The 13,159-nt window shown below is 72.3% G+C and carries 13 protein-coding genes; 9 read left to right on the forward strand and 4 right to left on the reverse strand.

Annotation, left to right across the window (positions count from 1 at the left end; genetic code table 11):
- Positions 1 to 209: 209 nt before the first annotated feature.
- Positions 210 to 1,133, reverse strand: a complete 924-nt coding sequence (locus tag ACYVO6_RS34435) for a DUF3027 domain-containing protein (protein WP_461068171.1) — start codon at positions 1,131 to 1,133, stop codon at positions 210 to 212.
- Positions 1,134 to 1,519: 386 nt separating this feature from the next.
- Here ACYVO6_RS34435 and ACYVO6_RS34440 point away from each other — a divergent pair, with 386 nt between their 5' ends.
- The 4 genes from ACYVO6_RS34440 (at position 1,520) to ACYVO6_RS34455 (ending at position 5,073) form a co-directional block, all read left to right on the forward strand.
- Positions 1,520 to 2,959 carry an MFS transporter gene (locus tag ACYVO6_RS34440; RefSeq protein ID WP_461068173.1) on the forward strand — a complete coding sequence of 480 codons (1,440 nt, stop codon included), beginning with the start codon at positions 1,520 to 1,522 and terminating at the stop codon, positions 2,957 to 2,959.
- 78 nt (positions 2,960 to 3,037) lie between these two features.
- On the forward strand, positions 3,038 to 3,544 hold the full coding sequence (locus ACYVO6_RS34445) for a hypothetical protein (protein ID WP_461068175.1): 507 nt from the start codon (positions 3,038 to 3,040) through the stop codon (positions 3,542 to 3,544).
- A 22-nt stretch (positions 3,545 to 3,566) separates the two neighbouring features.
- Positions 3,567 to 4,232, forward strand: coding sequence for a futalosine hydrolase (locus ACYVO6_RS34450; RefSeq protein WP_461068177.1), 666 nt, complete (start codon positions 3,567 to 3,569; stop codon positions 4,230 to 4,232).
- Positions 4,222 to 5,073 carry a 1,4-dihydroxy-6-naphthoate synthase gene (locus ACYVO6_RS34455; RefSeq protein ID WP_461068179.1) on the forward strand — a complete coding sequence of 284 codons (852 nt, stop codon included), beginning with the start codon at positions 4,222 to 4,224 and terminating at the stop codon, positions 5,071 to 5,073. The genes ACYVO6_RS34450 and ACYVO6_RS34455 overlap by 11 nt, the downstream gene beginning before the upstream one ends.
- 6 nt (positions 5,074 to 5,079) lie before the next feature.
- On the opposite strand, the gene ACYVO6_RS34460 is transcribed toward ACYVO6_RS34455, so the two are convergent.
- Positions 5,080 to 5,463: a cold-shock protein gene (locus tag ACYVO6_RS34460; RefSeq protein WP_033329496.1), complete on the reverse strand. Its 384-nt coding sequence runs from the start codon at positions 5,461 to 5,463 to the stop codon at positions 5,080 to 5,082.
- Positions 5,464 to 5,645: 182 nt separating this feature from the next.
- Here ACYVO6_RS34460 and ACYVO6_RS34465 point away from each other — a divergent pair, with 182 nt between their 5' ends.
- Positions 5,646 to 5,894 (forward strand): hypothetical protein, encoded by a 249-nt coding sequence (locus ACYVO6_RS34465; RefSeq protein ID WP_461068181.1) that lies wholly within the window; start codon positions 5,646 to 5,648, stop codon positions 5,892 to 5,894.
- A 5-nt stretch (positions 5,895 to 5,899) separates the two neighbouring features.
- Here ACYVO6_RS34465 and ACYVO6_RS34470 read toward each other — a convergent pair whose 3' ends face one another.
- Complete coding sequence (locus ACYVO6_RS34470; protein WP_461068183.1) at positions 5,900 to 6,523, reverse strand: HAD family hydrolase; 624 nt, start codon at positions 6,521 to 6,523, stop codon at positions 5,900 to 5,902.
- 122 nt (positions 6,524 to 6,645) lie between these two features.
- Between ACYVO6_RS34470 and ACYVO6_RS34475 the strand changes: the two genes are divergently transcribed.
- Complete coding sequence (locus ACYVO6_RS34475) at positions 6,646 to 7,638, forward strand: FecCD family ABC transporter permease (protein WP_461068185.1); 993 nt, start codon at positions 6,646 to 6,648, stop codon at positions 7,636 to 7,638.
- On the forward strand, positions 7,635 to 8,705 hold the full coding sequence (locus tag ACYVO6_RS34480; RefSeq protein ID WP_461068187.1) for a FecCD family ABC transporter permease: 1,071 nt from the start codon (positions 7,635 to 7,637) through the stop codon (positions 8,703 to 8,705). Before ACYVO6_RS34475 ends, ACYVO6_RS34480 begins: the two co-directional genes overlap by 4 nt.
- A 19-nt stretch (positions 8,706 to 8,724) precedes the next feature.
- Here the strand turns inward: ACYVO6_RS34480 and ACYVO6_RS34485 are convergent, their stop codons facing one another.
- The gene (locus ACYVO6_RS34485) at positions 8,725 to 9,735 is read right to left on the reverse strand and encodes an HAAS signaling domain-containing protein (RefSeq protein WP_461068189.1); all 1,011 of its coding nucleotides are present in this window, start codon (positions 9,733 to 9,735) and stop codon (positions 8,725 to 8,727) included.
- Positions 9,736 to 10,212: 477 nt separating this feature from the next.
- Between ACYVO6_RS34485 and ACYVO6_RS34490 the strand changes: the two genes are divergently transcribed.
- Together ACYVO6_RS34490 and ACYVO6_RS34495 are read left to right on the forward strand one after the other, a co-directional pair.
- Positions 10,213 to 12,711, forward strand: a complete 2,499-nt coding sequence (locus tag ACYVO6_RS34490) for a helicase C-terminal domain-containing protein (protein WP_461068191.1) — start codon at positions 10,213 to 10,215, stop codon at positions 12,709 to 12,711.
- Positions 12,712 to 12,935: 224 nt separating this feature from the next.
- A complete protein-coding gene (locus tag ACYVO6_RS34495; RefSeq protein ID WP_461068193.1) occupies positions 12,936 to 13,130 on the forward strand; it encodes a hypothetical protein in 195 nt (64 codons plus the stop codon).
- Positions 13,131 to 13,159 lie beyond the last annotated feature (29 nt).

A 13,159-nucleotide genomic window follows, 5' to 3' on the forward strand; every position in this document is an offset into this window, starting at 1 on the left:
GGTGGCTGGTGAGCATGGTGGCCGACGGCTCCGGGAGCGCCCCTTCAGGGGCGCGGGGAACTGCGCGACCAGCCACGACGCACCCGCAGCCGAGACACGACTGTCACCCCCCACCCCCTTGCGGGGGGCCTGGGGGCGCAGCCCCCAGTTTCGGGAAGGGGCGGGCCTGGGGAAAGAAAACCCCCGCCCACGCACCCGCACAGGTGGGATCAGGAATGACCCAGTTCCGCAGACGACTCGTCCGAGGCGACCGGCACGGACCCCGAGTCCGGTGACGGACGAAGGGGGAACGGGTCGACCCGGGTCTCGTCGATCACCGGCGGAGCCGGCCGCGGAGGCGCCGGCATGACCGCTGCCTCCGAGTGCCCCCCGCATCCGTACGCCAGCGAGACCACACGGCCGTCCGCCGGCGAGAACTCGTTGCCGCAGACACCGAACGCCTGCCCCAGCGACCCGCCGATGGGATACAGGAAACCGCAGCTCACACAGGGGGCCGGCGCCGCCTGGGCCATCGCGGTCTTGGGACCGTGTGTGTCCTCCCAGCGATCGGCCGCGGTATGGAGGCCGTACCGGGACAGCACCCGGGCCCGCCGCAGCCCCAGCTCCTCCGCGACGGCGGCGATCGAACCACGGGAGGGCACGACGGAAAGCGTTGCCGGCGGCCCGGCCGTCACCTCGAGGTCCTCCGCCTCGACGAGCTCGGCCATCTCCTGGGAGACGGGCGAGTTCGGCGCGGGCTCGTCCTCGCCGGTGAAACCGGGCTCAAGCCGGAGATCCTCCGCGTCCGTGGGGAGCAGATCGCCCGGCCCCATGTCCCCGGGCCGCAGCCGCTCGCTCCACGGCACCCACTCGGGGGCGAGCAGCGCGTCAGGGCCGGGCAGCAGCACCGTTTCGTCGAGCGTCACGATCTTCGCCCGCGAGGCCCGTGCGACGGTCACCGCCCAGCGCCAGCCGCGATATCCCGGCTCCTTGCACTCGAAGAAGTGCGTGACGACGCGGTCCCCTTCGGAGATGAGCCCGGAGTGCTCCCCGACGACACCGGGCGCGGCGGCCTCCTCGGCGGCGGCCCTGGCGAGGTCGACGGCCTCTGCGCACAGACGGTCGGGGGTGCGGCTTCGCGTTGTCGCGCTCACAGGTATCGCTTCTCTCCTACGCCGTCTCACGAGTGCGCCATCCTCGTCGGGGGTGCGGACGGAGCGGCTGGGGGCATCTCCCAGGCCCTTGAGGCACCGGGGTGGCCGCGTCGACGTCCGCGCCCGATCGCACTCGGGCGCACCTACACCATCCATTCTGCGGGATGGCCGTCAGGCGCGCGGCCGAGAGCCACCGTCGCGGGGCGCGCTACGCACGCTACCCTCTCGCCGCCGCCGGGCACACACCGAGTCGGCAGGCCTTTGCTGTTCTCCCGTGCTCCGCGCCGGGTTCCCGTGCCGCTCCGCGGGCCGGACCAATCAGTCCACTCGGCCCTCATACGCGCGGTAACCCCCTATCACCGCCCAACAAGGGGCACTATGACGGAGTGGCAACCGCAAGGTCGTCCCAAGGCGCCGCCGGATTCGGTGGAGGCGGTACCGAGGGAAGTGGTCGGATGAGCGGAGCAGGCCCGGTGCGCGGGGCCCTCCGTTCCGTCGGGCGTGCCCTGCACCTGCCATTCACCGGGACGGCTCGGGGCATCCGCAAGGCGACGCACGCGCACGGAGCGGGCGAATCAGGGCTCGGCAAGCTGATCGAGCTGCACGGGGTGAACGGCGCGGGCGACATGATGATCACCGTGGCGCTCGCCTCGACGGTCTTCTTCTCAGTCCCGACGGACGAGGCCCGCGGCCGGGTGGCGCTCTACCTGGCGATCACGATGGCCCCGTTCACACTCCTCGCCCCGGTCATCGGCCCGCTCCTGGACCGCCTCCCGCACGGCCGCCGCGCCGCGATGGCGAGCGCGTTCCTGGCCCGCGCGTTCCTGGCCCTGCTGCTGTCGGGCGCGGTCGTCACGGGCAGCATCGAGCTGTATCCGGCGGCGCTCGGCGTGCTGGTGGCGTCGAAGGCGTACGGCGTGGTCAGAAGTGCCGTGGTGCCCAGGCTCCTGCCACCCGCGTTCTCCCTGGTGAAGGCGAACTCGCGGGTCACGCTGGGCGGCCTCCTCGCCACAGGTGTGGCCGCGCCGATAGGGGCGGGGCTGCAGGCGCTGGGGCCCCGTTATCCGCTCTACGCCGCCTTCGTGATCTTCATGACGGGTATGTTCCTGTCCTTCTCGCTCCCCCACAAGGTCGACTCGGCCAAGGGAGAGGACAAGGCGCTGCTCGCCGCGGACGAGGAGCATCTGCACGGACCGCATCTGATCAAGGAGAAACTGCGGCGGCCCGGGCTGCGAACCGTCGGTACGTCCGTCACCCACGCGCTCGCCGCGAACGCGACGCTGCGCTGGCTGTCCGGGTTCCTGACCTTCTTCCTCGCGTTCCTGCTGCGCGAGCATCCGCTCGCGGGCGCGAGCGCGGCGGTCTCGCTCGGCATCGTGGCCGTCTCGGCGGGCGCGGGCAACGCCCTGGGCACGACGGTCGGGGCGGCGCTGAGGTCGCGGGCGCCGGAGCTGATCATCGTGACGGTCATCGCGGTGGTGCTGGGGGTGGCGATCACGGCGGCGGTGTTCTTCGGGGTGATCCTGGTGGCGGTGCTCGCCGCGTTCGCCGGCTTCGCGCAGGCCCTGTCCAAGCTGTCGCTGGACGCGCTGATCCAGCGGGACGTCCCCGAGCTGGTCCGTACGTCGGCGTTCGCGCGCTCGGAAACGCTGTTGCAGATGTCCTGGGTGGTCGGCGGCGCGATCGGCATCGCCCTGCCGCTCATCGGCACGCTCGGCATGTCGGTCGCCGCCGCCGTCGTCGCCACCGGCTGGCTCAGCACGGTCCGCGGGCTGCTGAGCGCGGCCAGGCACCATGGGGAACGCCCGCGAGCCCGGGTGGCGTAAAAGCGCTGCCCGCGAGCCCGGGTCGCGTAAAGCGCCCCAGTTGGCAGGGGCACCCCCCACGCCAGATAGCCTGCCTCCATGACCACCCTGCCCCGCGGCAGTGCCGCTACTGGACACGGCCCCGTTCGCCGTCGTCGCGCCGTCGCTGCCGTCGGCGCTGTTTCCGCCGGACTTCTCGTCTTGGCCGCCTGTGACAAGCCGACGCCGATGGCGACCGTCACGGTCGGCAAGACCTCGAAGAGCGCCGAGGCCGAGTGCTACGAGGACGGCGAGACCATCGCCCGCGAGAAGGCCGCGGAGTGCACCCGCGAGAAGGCCGCGGACACCATCAGCGTGCCGCAGGGCGAGACGCTGCGCATCGGCGTGGACCCGGAGATCGCGGACGAGGGCTGGGCCCTGTGGATCAACGGTCAGCAGGTCATCTCGCCGCTCAAGAAGACGTACTACGCCTTCCAGGGCGTCGACCTCTTCGCCGAGCAGCAGGGCCAGAGCGCGCCCGACGAGCTGAACATCAGCGTCGTCCAGCAGTCCGGTGAGGAAGTCCAGGGCGTGTGGAACTTCAAGCTCGAGAACGCGGACGCCTGAGGCGCTCGGCCCGCCGCCGCCCATGCGCATCCTCGTAGCCACCGCGGTCCCCGTCGAACGGGACGCGGTGGCTTCGGCGTTCGGCAGCGGCCCCGCCACCGTCGACCTGTTCGCCGCAGGTGTGGGCTCGGCAGCCGCCGCCGTCTCGACCGCGACCGCGCTCACCGCCGCCGCGCTGGCCGGAGAGCCGTACGACCTCGTCGTCTCCGCGGGCATCGGCGGCGGCTTCCAGCCCGAGGCCCCCGTCGGGTCCCTCGTCCTCGCCGACGAGATCACCGTCGCGGACCTCGGCGCCGAGACCGCGGACGGCTTCGTCCCGGTCACCGAACTGGGCTTCGGGGCCGTCACACACCGGCCGCCTCCATCACTCGTACGAGAAGTCGCGGCCGTCACGGGAGCCCGTACCGGCACCGTCCTCACCGTCAACACCGTGACCGGAAGCTCCGAACGGGCCGCCGAGTTGCGGCAGCGCCATCCGGGCGCGCTGGCCGAGGCGATGGAGGGATTCGGAGTGGCGGAGGCGGCTGCCGCGCACGGTGTTCCCGTGCTGGAGCTGCGCGCCGTGTCCAACCCCGTCGGCCCCCGTGACCGCGCCGCCTGGCGCATCGGCGACGCGCTCGCGGCGCTCACGGAGGCGTTCGGGAAGCTCACGCCCGTACTGGAGAGTTGGAACCCACATGACCGCTGAGCAGCCTGTGCAGATCGCCTACTCCCCCTGCCCCAACGACACCTTCGTCTTCGACGCCTGGGCCCACGGACGAATCCCCGGAGCACCCGCGCTCGGGGTGACCTTCGCGGACATCGACATCACCAACGGCATGGCCGAGCGCGGCGAACTGGATGTGCTGAAGGTGTCGTACGCCGTGCTGCCGTACGTCCTCGACCAGTACGCCCTGCTGCCCTGCGGGGGCGCGCTGGGGCGGGGCTGCGGGCCGCTGGTGCTGACGGCGGAGGAGGGAGTGGACCTCACCGGCCGCACGGTCGCGGTGCCGGGCGAGAGGTCGACGGCGTATCTGCTGTTCCGCCTGTGGGCAGCGGACACCCTCCCCGAGGGCGTCGGCGAGATCGTGGTCATGCCCTTCCACGAGATCATGCCCGCCGTACGGGACGGGCAGGTCGACGCGGGGCTCGTCATCCACGAGGCGCGCTTCACGTACCAGAAGTACGGGCTGCACAAGCTCGCGGACATGGGCGAGCACTGGGAGGACACCACCGGGCTGCCGATCCCACTGGGCGCGATCATCGCCAAGCGGTCGCTGGGCCAGGAAAGGCTGAAGCTGCTCGCCGAGTCCATCCGTACGTCCGTACGCGCCGCCTGGGATGACCCGGAGACCTCCCGTCCGTACGTCCTGGAGCACGCCCAGGAGATGGACCCGGCGGTCGCGGACCAGCACATCGGGCTCTACGTCAACGAGTTCACGGCGGACCTCGGCGAGGACGGCTACGCGGCGGTCAGGGGGCTGCTCACCCGCGCGGCGGCGGAGGGGCTGGTTCCGCCCCTCTCCGCCGACGCGCTGGCGTTTCCGTAGGAGTCTCTACACGTCCAGCTGATCCGCCACCGCCCGCAACAGGCCCGCGATCTTCTTGCCGGAGGCCTTGTCCGGGTAGCGGCCCTTTTCGAGCATGGGCGTGATGTTTTCGAGCAGAGTGGTCAGATCCTGGACGATCGACGCGAGTTCGTCCGGCTTACGGCGCTGGGCTGCCGCGACGGAGGGGGTCGGGTCCAGGATCGTCACCGAAAGCGCCTGGTCACCGCGCTGTCCGGCGACCACGCCGAACTCCACGCGCTGACCCGGCTTGAGAGCATCGACTCCGGCGGGCAGGACCGAGGAATGAACGAAGACGTCGCCGCCGTCGTCGCGGGAGAGAAAGCCGAAGCCCTTCTCGCTGTTGAACCACTTGACCTTGCCGGTAGGCACGTCTGTCCTCGTCCTCGTACTCGTCGGATGGTGCTCTGGCTGAATGATGAACGATCGGGAAAACTGCTCTGGAGAGCATTACAGCGGGTCGCGCGACCCGCCGGTACCAAGGCTAATGGTCCGGCGGCGGCTGACAAGACGTCCCCGGATTGTTCCTTCGCGCAGGGAACTACCCTGGTCGAGTGCGTGACAAAACCCAAGCGAATTCCGCCGAACCCGGTGACCGACTGGTCCGAACCGGCGGCATCGTCTTCTTTGTGGGGGCCGTGGCCACTTTGGTCACCGTGGCCCCGCTGCTGCTCGACAAGTCGCCCTTCCCGACGTACATGTTCGGACTGAGCATGCTGATGGGCGTGGGCTTCCTGATCGCGGGAGCGGGTGTCCTGCGAACGGTGGCGGCACAGCGCCGCCGGGCGCGCTCCGTGCAATAAGGGGTCTATGCGCGATACCGGTCCAGCCAGGCCGGGAACGCCGTCAGGTCCGCCAGCACGACATCCGCACCTGCCGTCCGCAGTTCCTCCGCGTCGCACGGCCCGGTGGCCACCGCGACGGACAGCGCCTCGGCGATCCGCGCACCGCGTACGTCACCGGTGTGGTCGCCGACGTACACACCCGCCCCGTACTCGCGCAGCGCCTCCGCCTTGCGCTCGGCCCACAGGTCGCCGATGACGGCGTCGGCGGCGATGCCGAGGTGCCCCAGGTGCAGCTTGGCATTCGGCTCATACTTGGCGGTGACGACGATCGCGCGCCCGCCCACGGCCTGCACGGCCGCGATCGCCTCGCGGGCGCCGGCCATCGCGAGCGTCCCGGTTATGGCGTGTGTGGGGTACATCTCACGGTAGACGTCGGCCATGGCGGCGACCTGGCCGGCCGGGAACCAGTTGACCAGCTCCTCCTCCAGCGGCGGGCCGAGCCGGGTGATGGCCAGATCGGCGTCGATGTACGTCCCCGTCCGCTCGGAGAGCGCCAGGTAGCAGGCGTGGATGCCGGGGCGGGAGTCGATGAGGGTCATGTCGAGGTCGAAGCCGACGGTCAGCACCGGAGAAGTCATATGGGCCATTGTGCCCAGGGGGTCGTACGAGCCATGCGCCCGACCGCTGGGCGCTCACAGCCACCCCATACACTCAGCGAAGCCTAACCAAACTTTTCAACCCCGTTCCCCCCTCGCGGAGTCACCGGCCCATGGCAGTCAGACGCGCTCTCGCGATGGCCGCCGCCCTCGTGGCTCTGCTGCTCGCGGTGCTGTTCAGCCTGGCCGTGGGCACCCGCGCGATCGCGCCGACCGCGGTCTTCGACGCGCTGCTGAACGGTGGTCACAGCGATGCCGCCGAGGTCGTACGAGGCCTCAGGGTGCCCCGTACGCTCATCGGCCTGATGGTCGGCGCGGGTCTCGCGCTGGCCGGAGCCGCATTCCAGGGCATCACGCGCAATCCCATCGCCGACCCCGGGATCCTCGGCATCAGCCAGGGCGCGTCGGTGGGTGTGGTGCTGGCGATCGCGTTCGCGGGGATCCACACGCTGACCGGGTATGTGTGGTTCGCCTTCGCGGGGGCGGCGATCGCCTCGGTTGCGGTGTATGCGATCGCGTCGAGCGGGCGGGGCGGGGCCACGCCGGTGAAGCTGGCGCTCGGCGGCGCCGCCATCAACGCGCTGCTCGTGTCCGTCACGACCGCCGTGCTCACCACCAGGGCCTCGGCACTGGACGAGTTCCGTTTCTGGCAGGTGGGTGCGCTGGCCGGGCGGGATGCGGAGATCGTGGGGCAGGTGTGGCCGTTCCTGCTCGTCGGGTTCGTACTGGTGTTGTCCGTGGCCCGCGGCCTGGACGCGCTGGCGCTGGGCGAGGACGTGGCGAAGGGGCTCGGGCAGCGGGTCGCGACGGTACGGGTCGTCGGCGGGCTCGGAGCCACGATCCTCACCGGCGTCGGGGTCGCCGCGGCCGGGCCGCTCGCCTTCATCGGCCTTGCGGTGCCGCACATCGCCCGCGCGATCGTGGGGCCCGCGCATCGGTGGGTGCTGCCGCTCTCCGCCCTCCTCGGGCCGACGATGCTGCTCGTCTCGGACACGGTCGGCCGGATCGTGTTCCCGCCGAGCGAGGTTCCGGCCGGGGTGATGACGGCGCTGATCGGGGTGCCGTTCCTGGTGGGGCTCGTGCGCAGGAAGGCGGTGTCGGTGTGACGACGGCGACGAAGCCGACCGTCACGGCGGCCGGATACACCGTGGTCCGCACCCGGCGGGCCACCTTCCTGCTGCACCGGCGGGCGACCGTGGTCGCCGGGGGCCTGGCCGTGCTGCTGGCGGCGGCCTGTCTCGCGTATCTCTCCGTCGGCGAAGCGTTCGTGGCGCCCGGCGAGGTCCTGAAGGTCCTGACGGGCCAACCGTCTGCGAACGAACTCGTCGTCGGGACCCTGCGCGCACCCCGGCTCGTCGTCGGACTGCTCGTCGGCGCCGCCTTCGGAGTGGCGGGCGGACTCATCCAGACCGTCGCCCGCAATCCCCTGGCCAGCCCGGACATCATCGGCATCAGCCAGGGCGCGAGCGCGCTGACGGTGGGCGCGATGACGTTCGGGGTGACGTCGTACGCGGTCCTGCCGTACCTGTCCGTCGCAGGCGGCATCCTCGCGGCGGCACTCGTGTACGCCTTCGCCTGGCGCGGCGGTCTGCAGGCCACCCGGTTCGTGCTGATCGGCATCGGGTTCGCGATCGCGCTGCGCTCGCTGACGACGCTCTTCATGACGAAGGGCGACTATCTGGTCGCCCAGCAGGCGCAGATCTGGATGACGGGTTCGCTGAACGGCCGCGGCTGGGCGGAGGCGGCGCCCCTCGGCTGGACGTTGCTCGTCCTCGTCCCGGCGGTGGCGTGGGCGGCCCGGGCCCAGCGGATGCTCGGGCTCGGCGACGACACGGCGACCGCGTTGGGCGTACGTCTGAACCGTGTGCGTCTCGGGCTCGTGGCGCTCAGCGTCGTACTCGCCTCGGTGGCGACGGGCGCGGCGGGGCCGGTCGACTTCGTGGCGCTCCTGGCACCGCAGATCGCCCGCCGGATGACGCGTACCGCACAGATACCCCTCCTCTGCTCGGCGCTGCTCGGCGCCGTCATCATCGTTCTGGCCGATCTGCTGGCACGGCGGCTGTTCGCACCGACGGAGGTGCCGGTCGGGGTGCTGACGGCGGCTGTCGGGGCGCCGTATCTGATCTGGCTCCTGGTCCGAAGCCGTACGGTGCGGTCGGACGTCGGGGCATGACCGGCAACGCCCTTGCCCCCTACGACCGTTGACGCTGAGCCCTCCACACCAGGTACAGCGCCGAGGCGACGGCCGCGCCCTTGAGAACCCAGGGCCAGGTCTCGGCGATCGCGTCGCTCATCTGGTCCCTGGCGATGGGGTCGCCCCAACGCCCCTCCGTCCGCCCCCACAGCCAGGTGATGCCCGCGGCGGCCACCAGACCGGGCACCCCCAGGACCGCCCACTTCGACTCGGCGGGAGTCAGACGCCGCGAAAAGTAGGCGATGAGCCAGCCGAGGGCGAGGACGACGAGGTTGCCGATGACGGCACCGGCGACGAGGAGGGCGGCGGCAAGCAGCAGCAGGGGGCTGGGGAGGCCGCCCCCGGTACGCGGGCGGGCCGAGGGAAGGAAACGGCGCCGCTTCTTCTCCGCCGCGGGCTCGGCCGCCTCGACCGGTACCGGTTCCTTGACCAGATCCTTGGGCTCGGCGAGCGGCGCGGGCTTCTTCGGCGCCGTTTCGTCGTCGTCCGACGGCGGCGGCTTGAGCAGCTCCGGGATCTCCACACCGCCCACAAACCCCGGCACGCTGTCCGTCAGCCCGAACGAACTCCGGTCCACCCGCCACCAGTCGGGCTGCCCGGACCCGAGTTCCTCCGTACTCGCAAGGTGCGGCGGAGAGGGCACGTCACCGGCGGACGGCTCCGCTGACCGCGGCCGCGGGACGACCCGCCACAGCCCCTTGGGCTGCTCCTCGGCTTCCTCCACGCGCGGGCCGGGCATGGCGGCCTTGGGCTCCCGTTCCCCACCACCGCTTCCCTCGCCGCCGGAGCCCGCCGCCGCGACCACCTCCTCCGGGCTGCCGAGGCGCGCGAGGATCCGGCGCACGGAGGCCGGGCTGTCGACGGTCGCCTTGGCCCGGCGCCGCTCGATCTCCCCACGCAACTCCGTCACAAGCCGCATACGCGTCCCCGACGGCAACTGTCGGCTCTGGGCCAGGTCACCCACCCGGCTCAGATAGTCGAATACGAGCTGATCGCTCTCAATCCCCACGAAGTCCCTCCGGGGGCGGCAGTGTTGGTCGTCCTCAGGCCCCTCGACACACTGACCGTATCGCGCCGGGTGCCTCCGGCGGTTGCACGGACCGCCTACGGGGGTGGGGTGTTGGGTTCGTGGGCGACTGCGGGCACGTCGTGGCTGGTCGCGCAGTTCCCCGCGCCCCTAAGGGGCGCGTCCCCGGAACCGCCAACCATCATGCTCACCAGCCACCATGTGCCCGCAGCCTCCCACCGGCGGGAGGGGCCGTGGGCCGGTGCGTCGTATGCCCGTCGCGTAGGTTCTGTCTCGGAGAACCAGGACCGTGTACCAGTCCAGGGTCGTATGCCCGGCCTGCGACGGGCTGACGCACCGGCCCACGGCCCCGACCCACCCACGCACCTAAGGGGCGCGGGGAACGGCGCGAGCAACCACAACGCACCCGCACCCAACAACGAACCCAACCGCCGGAGGCAACCCGCTACCGTGAACAGGATGAGCGTCAACGACCGGCCCCCCGAGGAACCCGCGAACCCCGCGGCAGCGGCACCGCCTCGCTCGCTCGCGGAGCAACTACGGGCCCGCGACGACGCCTCCCTCGCCGCCCTCTTCCAGGCCCGCCCCGACCTCATCACCCCCGTCCCCACCGACCTCACCCAGCTCGCCACCCGCGCAGGGACCCGCGCCTCCGTGGTCCGCGCCCTGGAGCACCTGGACCGTTTCGCCCTGCAGACGGCAGAGGCCCTGGCCGTGGCCCCGGACCCGGCAACGTACGACACACTCCTGGCCCTCCTGGCCGGCGACGACGGCGACCCGGAGGTCACCGGCGCCCTCCCCCGCGCGCTCGCGACCCTGCGCGAGCAGGCGCTGGTGTGGGGCGCGGACGACCGGCTGCGGCTGGTCCGTACGGCCCGCGAACTGCTCGCACCCTCGCCGCAGCATCCGTCCCCGACGGGCCTCGGCCCGACGGTCGCGGAGGCGACGGCGGGCATGTCCCCGGGCCGTATCCAGGAGATCCTCGCGTCGGCCGGGCTGCCCACGACGCACGACGCGGTGTCGGCGGTGGCGTCGCTGACCGAGCTGTTCACCGACCGCACCCGGATGCGGGCCCTGCTCGACGAGGCCCCGGCCGACTCCCTGGAGGTGCTGTCGCGGCTGGTCTGGGGCCCGCCGTACGGGCAGGTCACCGCCGACCCGGCCGCCCGCCTGCGCTGGCTCATCGACCGCGGACTGCTGCTGCCGACGGCACCCGGCACGGTCGTACTCCCCCGCGAGGTCGCCCTGCACATGAGGGCGGGCCGCGCGCACCGCGCAGTCGAACCCTTGCCCCCGGAGGTCGAACCCGCCGCCACACACCGTCCACAGGTTGTGGACGCGGCGGCGGCAGGCCAGGCGTACACCGCGCTCGCGACCGTCGAGGAGCTGCTCAAGGACTGGGACGAGGGCGGCCCGTCCGTGCTGCGCGCGGGCGGCCTGAGCGTACGGGACCTCAAACGCACCGCGGTGGCCCTGGACGTACCGGAGCCGATCGCGGCCTTCTGGGTCGAACTCGCTTACGCGGCTGGCCTGTTGGCCTCGGATGGCGAGGCCGACGAGCGGTACGCGGCGACCCCCGCGTACGACGAGTGGCGGGAACTGCCCGCAGCCGAGCGCTGGACGCGGCTCGCCACCGCCTGGCTGACCGCGACCCGCACGCCGGGCCTGGTCGGCGGCCGGGACGCCAAAGACCGTACGCTCTCGGCGCTGGGCCCGGGCCTGGACCGCTCTGCCGCGCCCGAGGTCCGCCACCGCGTCCTGGCCCTGCTCGCCGCCCTGCCCGAGGGCGCCTCGGCCTCCGCCGGCTCCCTGATCGCCCGCCTCCAGTGGGAGCGCCCCCTGCGCACCCCCCAGTCCCGGACCCGGACGGACGACCTGCGCACCCGCCTCGCCCAATGGACCCTGTCCGAGGCGGAGTTGCTCGGGATCACCGGCCGGGGAGCACTGTCCACGCACGGCCGGGCCCTGCTCGCGACGCCGTCCGACGCACCCCTCACGGGAGCCGAACTCGCCGCAGCCGCCTCCCGCGCCGGCCGCCTCCTCACCCCCCACCTGCCCACACCCCTCGACCACGTCCTGCTCCAGGCCGACCTCACCGCGGTCGCGCCGGGCCCGCTGGAGCGCCCGCTGGCGGACATGCTCGGGGTGCTCGCGGACGTGGAGTCGAAGGGCGGGGCGACGGTGTACCGGTTCACGCCGGGATCCGTACGGCGGGCCCTTGACGCGGGCCGTTCGGCCTCCGACCTGCATGCTTTCCTCGCCGCGCACTCGAGTACGCCGGTGCCGCAGCCCCTCGCGTACCTGATCGACGACGTCGCCCGCAGACACGGCCACCTGCGGATCGGCGCCGCGTCGGCGTACGTCCGCTGCGACGACGACGCCCTGCTGAACGAGATCCTCGCCGACAAGCGCTCCGCCGACCTCCGGCTGCGCCGCCTCGCCCCCACCGTGCTGGCCGCGCAGACCGACCCGGCCACGCTCCTCGACGGCCTGCGCGCGATGGGCTTCGCGCCCGCCGCAGAGTCGGCGGAGGGCGACGTACTGATCGCGCGCGCCCACGCACACCGCACCCCGCCGCGCACCGCCCCCGAGCCCGTACCCGACGGCCCGCCGGTCCCCGACGCCACCCTGCTGACCGCCGCGATCCGCGCCATCCGCGCCGGCGACCTGGCCTCCACGGCTCCCCGCAAAGCCACCCCCGCCGCGGCCCCGAACGGCTCCCTCCCCCGCACCACCTCCGCCGAGACCCTCGCCACCGTGCAGGCCGCCGTCCTCACCGGTGAGCCCCTGTGGATCGGCTACGTCAACGCCGAGGGCTCCGCAAGCCAGCGCGTCATCGCCCCGATCCGCGTGGAGGGCGGCTTCGTGACGGCGTACGACCACACGGCGGACGAAGTCCGCACGTACCCGCTGCACCGCATCACGGGCGTCGCGGAGCTGGCGGACGATCCGGCTTAGACCGTTGGCGAGTCATCCCGTCACCCGTACGGGCGTACGCGACGGATCATGCACACCACGCCGGGAATCATGCAACGCCACGCCGGGAGCTTCGCTCCCTTGAGGGACATTCGGCGGCTTATCGCATTGCGGCGCGAGCGGCCGGGCACCCATCGAGTGCCCTGATCAAGACGGCACCGCCCGGCTGGGAGCTCGGGCGCGTGCAGCAGAAAGGAAGTCCCACCATGCGTGCTGCCCGTCGTATCGCCACCGTTCTGACCGCCTCCGCCATGATGATCGGTCTCTTCGCCACCCAGGCCGCCGCCGTCATCGACCCCGGGGCCCTCCTCGGCCCCGGGGCCGCCCCCGGGGTCGCTGTGCCGGCCGCCCCCGAGGTCGCTCCGCTGGCCCTCCCCGAGGTCGCTGCTCTGCCGCTCTGACCCGCCCCCGCACACCCCACGGGCCGGAC

The organism is Streptomyces pseudoechinosporeus, assembly GCF_054783935.1.

Excerpts from the sequence above, each read along its gene's own strand:
- ACYVO6_RS34445 (WP_461068175.1), top strand. The coding sequence starts at position 3,038 with ATGACCACCCTGCCCCGCGGCAGTGCCGCTACTGGACACGGCCCCGTT.
- ACYVO6_RS34450 (WP_461068177.1), top strand. The coding sequence starts at position 3,567 with ATGCGCATCCTCGTAGCCACCGCGGTCCCCGTCGAACGGGACGCGGTG.
- ACYVO6_RS34455 (WP_461068179.1), top strand. The coding sequence starts at position 4,222 with ATGACCGCTGAGCAGCCTGTGCAGATCGCCTACTCCCCCTGCCCCAAC.
- ACYVO6_RS34470 (WP_461068183.1), bottom strand. The coding sequence starts at position 6,523 with ATGGCCCATATGACTTCTCCGGTGCTGACCGTCGGCTTCGACCTCGAC.
- ACYVO6_RS34475 (WP_461068185.1), top strand. The coding sequence starts at position 6,646 with ATGGCAGTCAGACGCGCTCTCGCGATGGCCGCCGCCCTCGTGGCTCTG.
- ACYVO6_RS34490 (WP_461068191.1), top strand. The coding sequence starts at position 10,213 with ATGAGCGTCAACGACCGGCCCCCCGAGGAACCCGCGAACCCCGCGGCA.
- ACYVO6_RS34495 (WP_461068193.1), top strand. The coding sequence starts at position 12,936 with ATGCGTGCTGCCCGTCGTATCGCCACCGTTCTGACCGCCTCCGCCATG.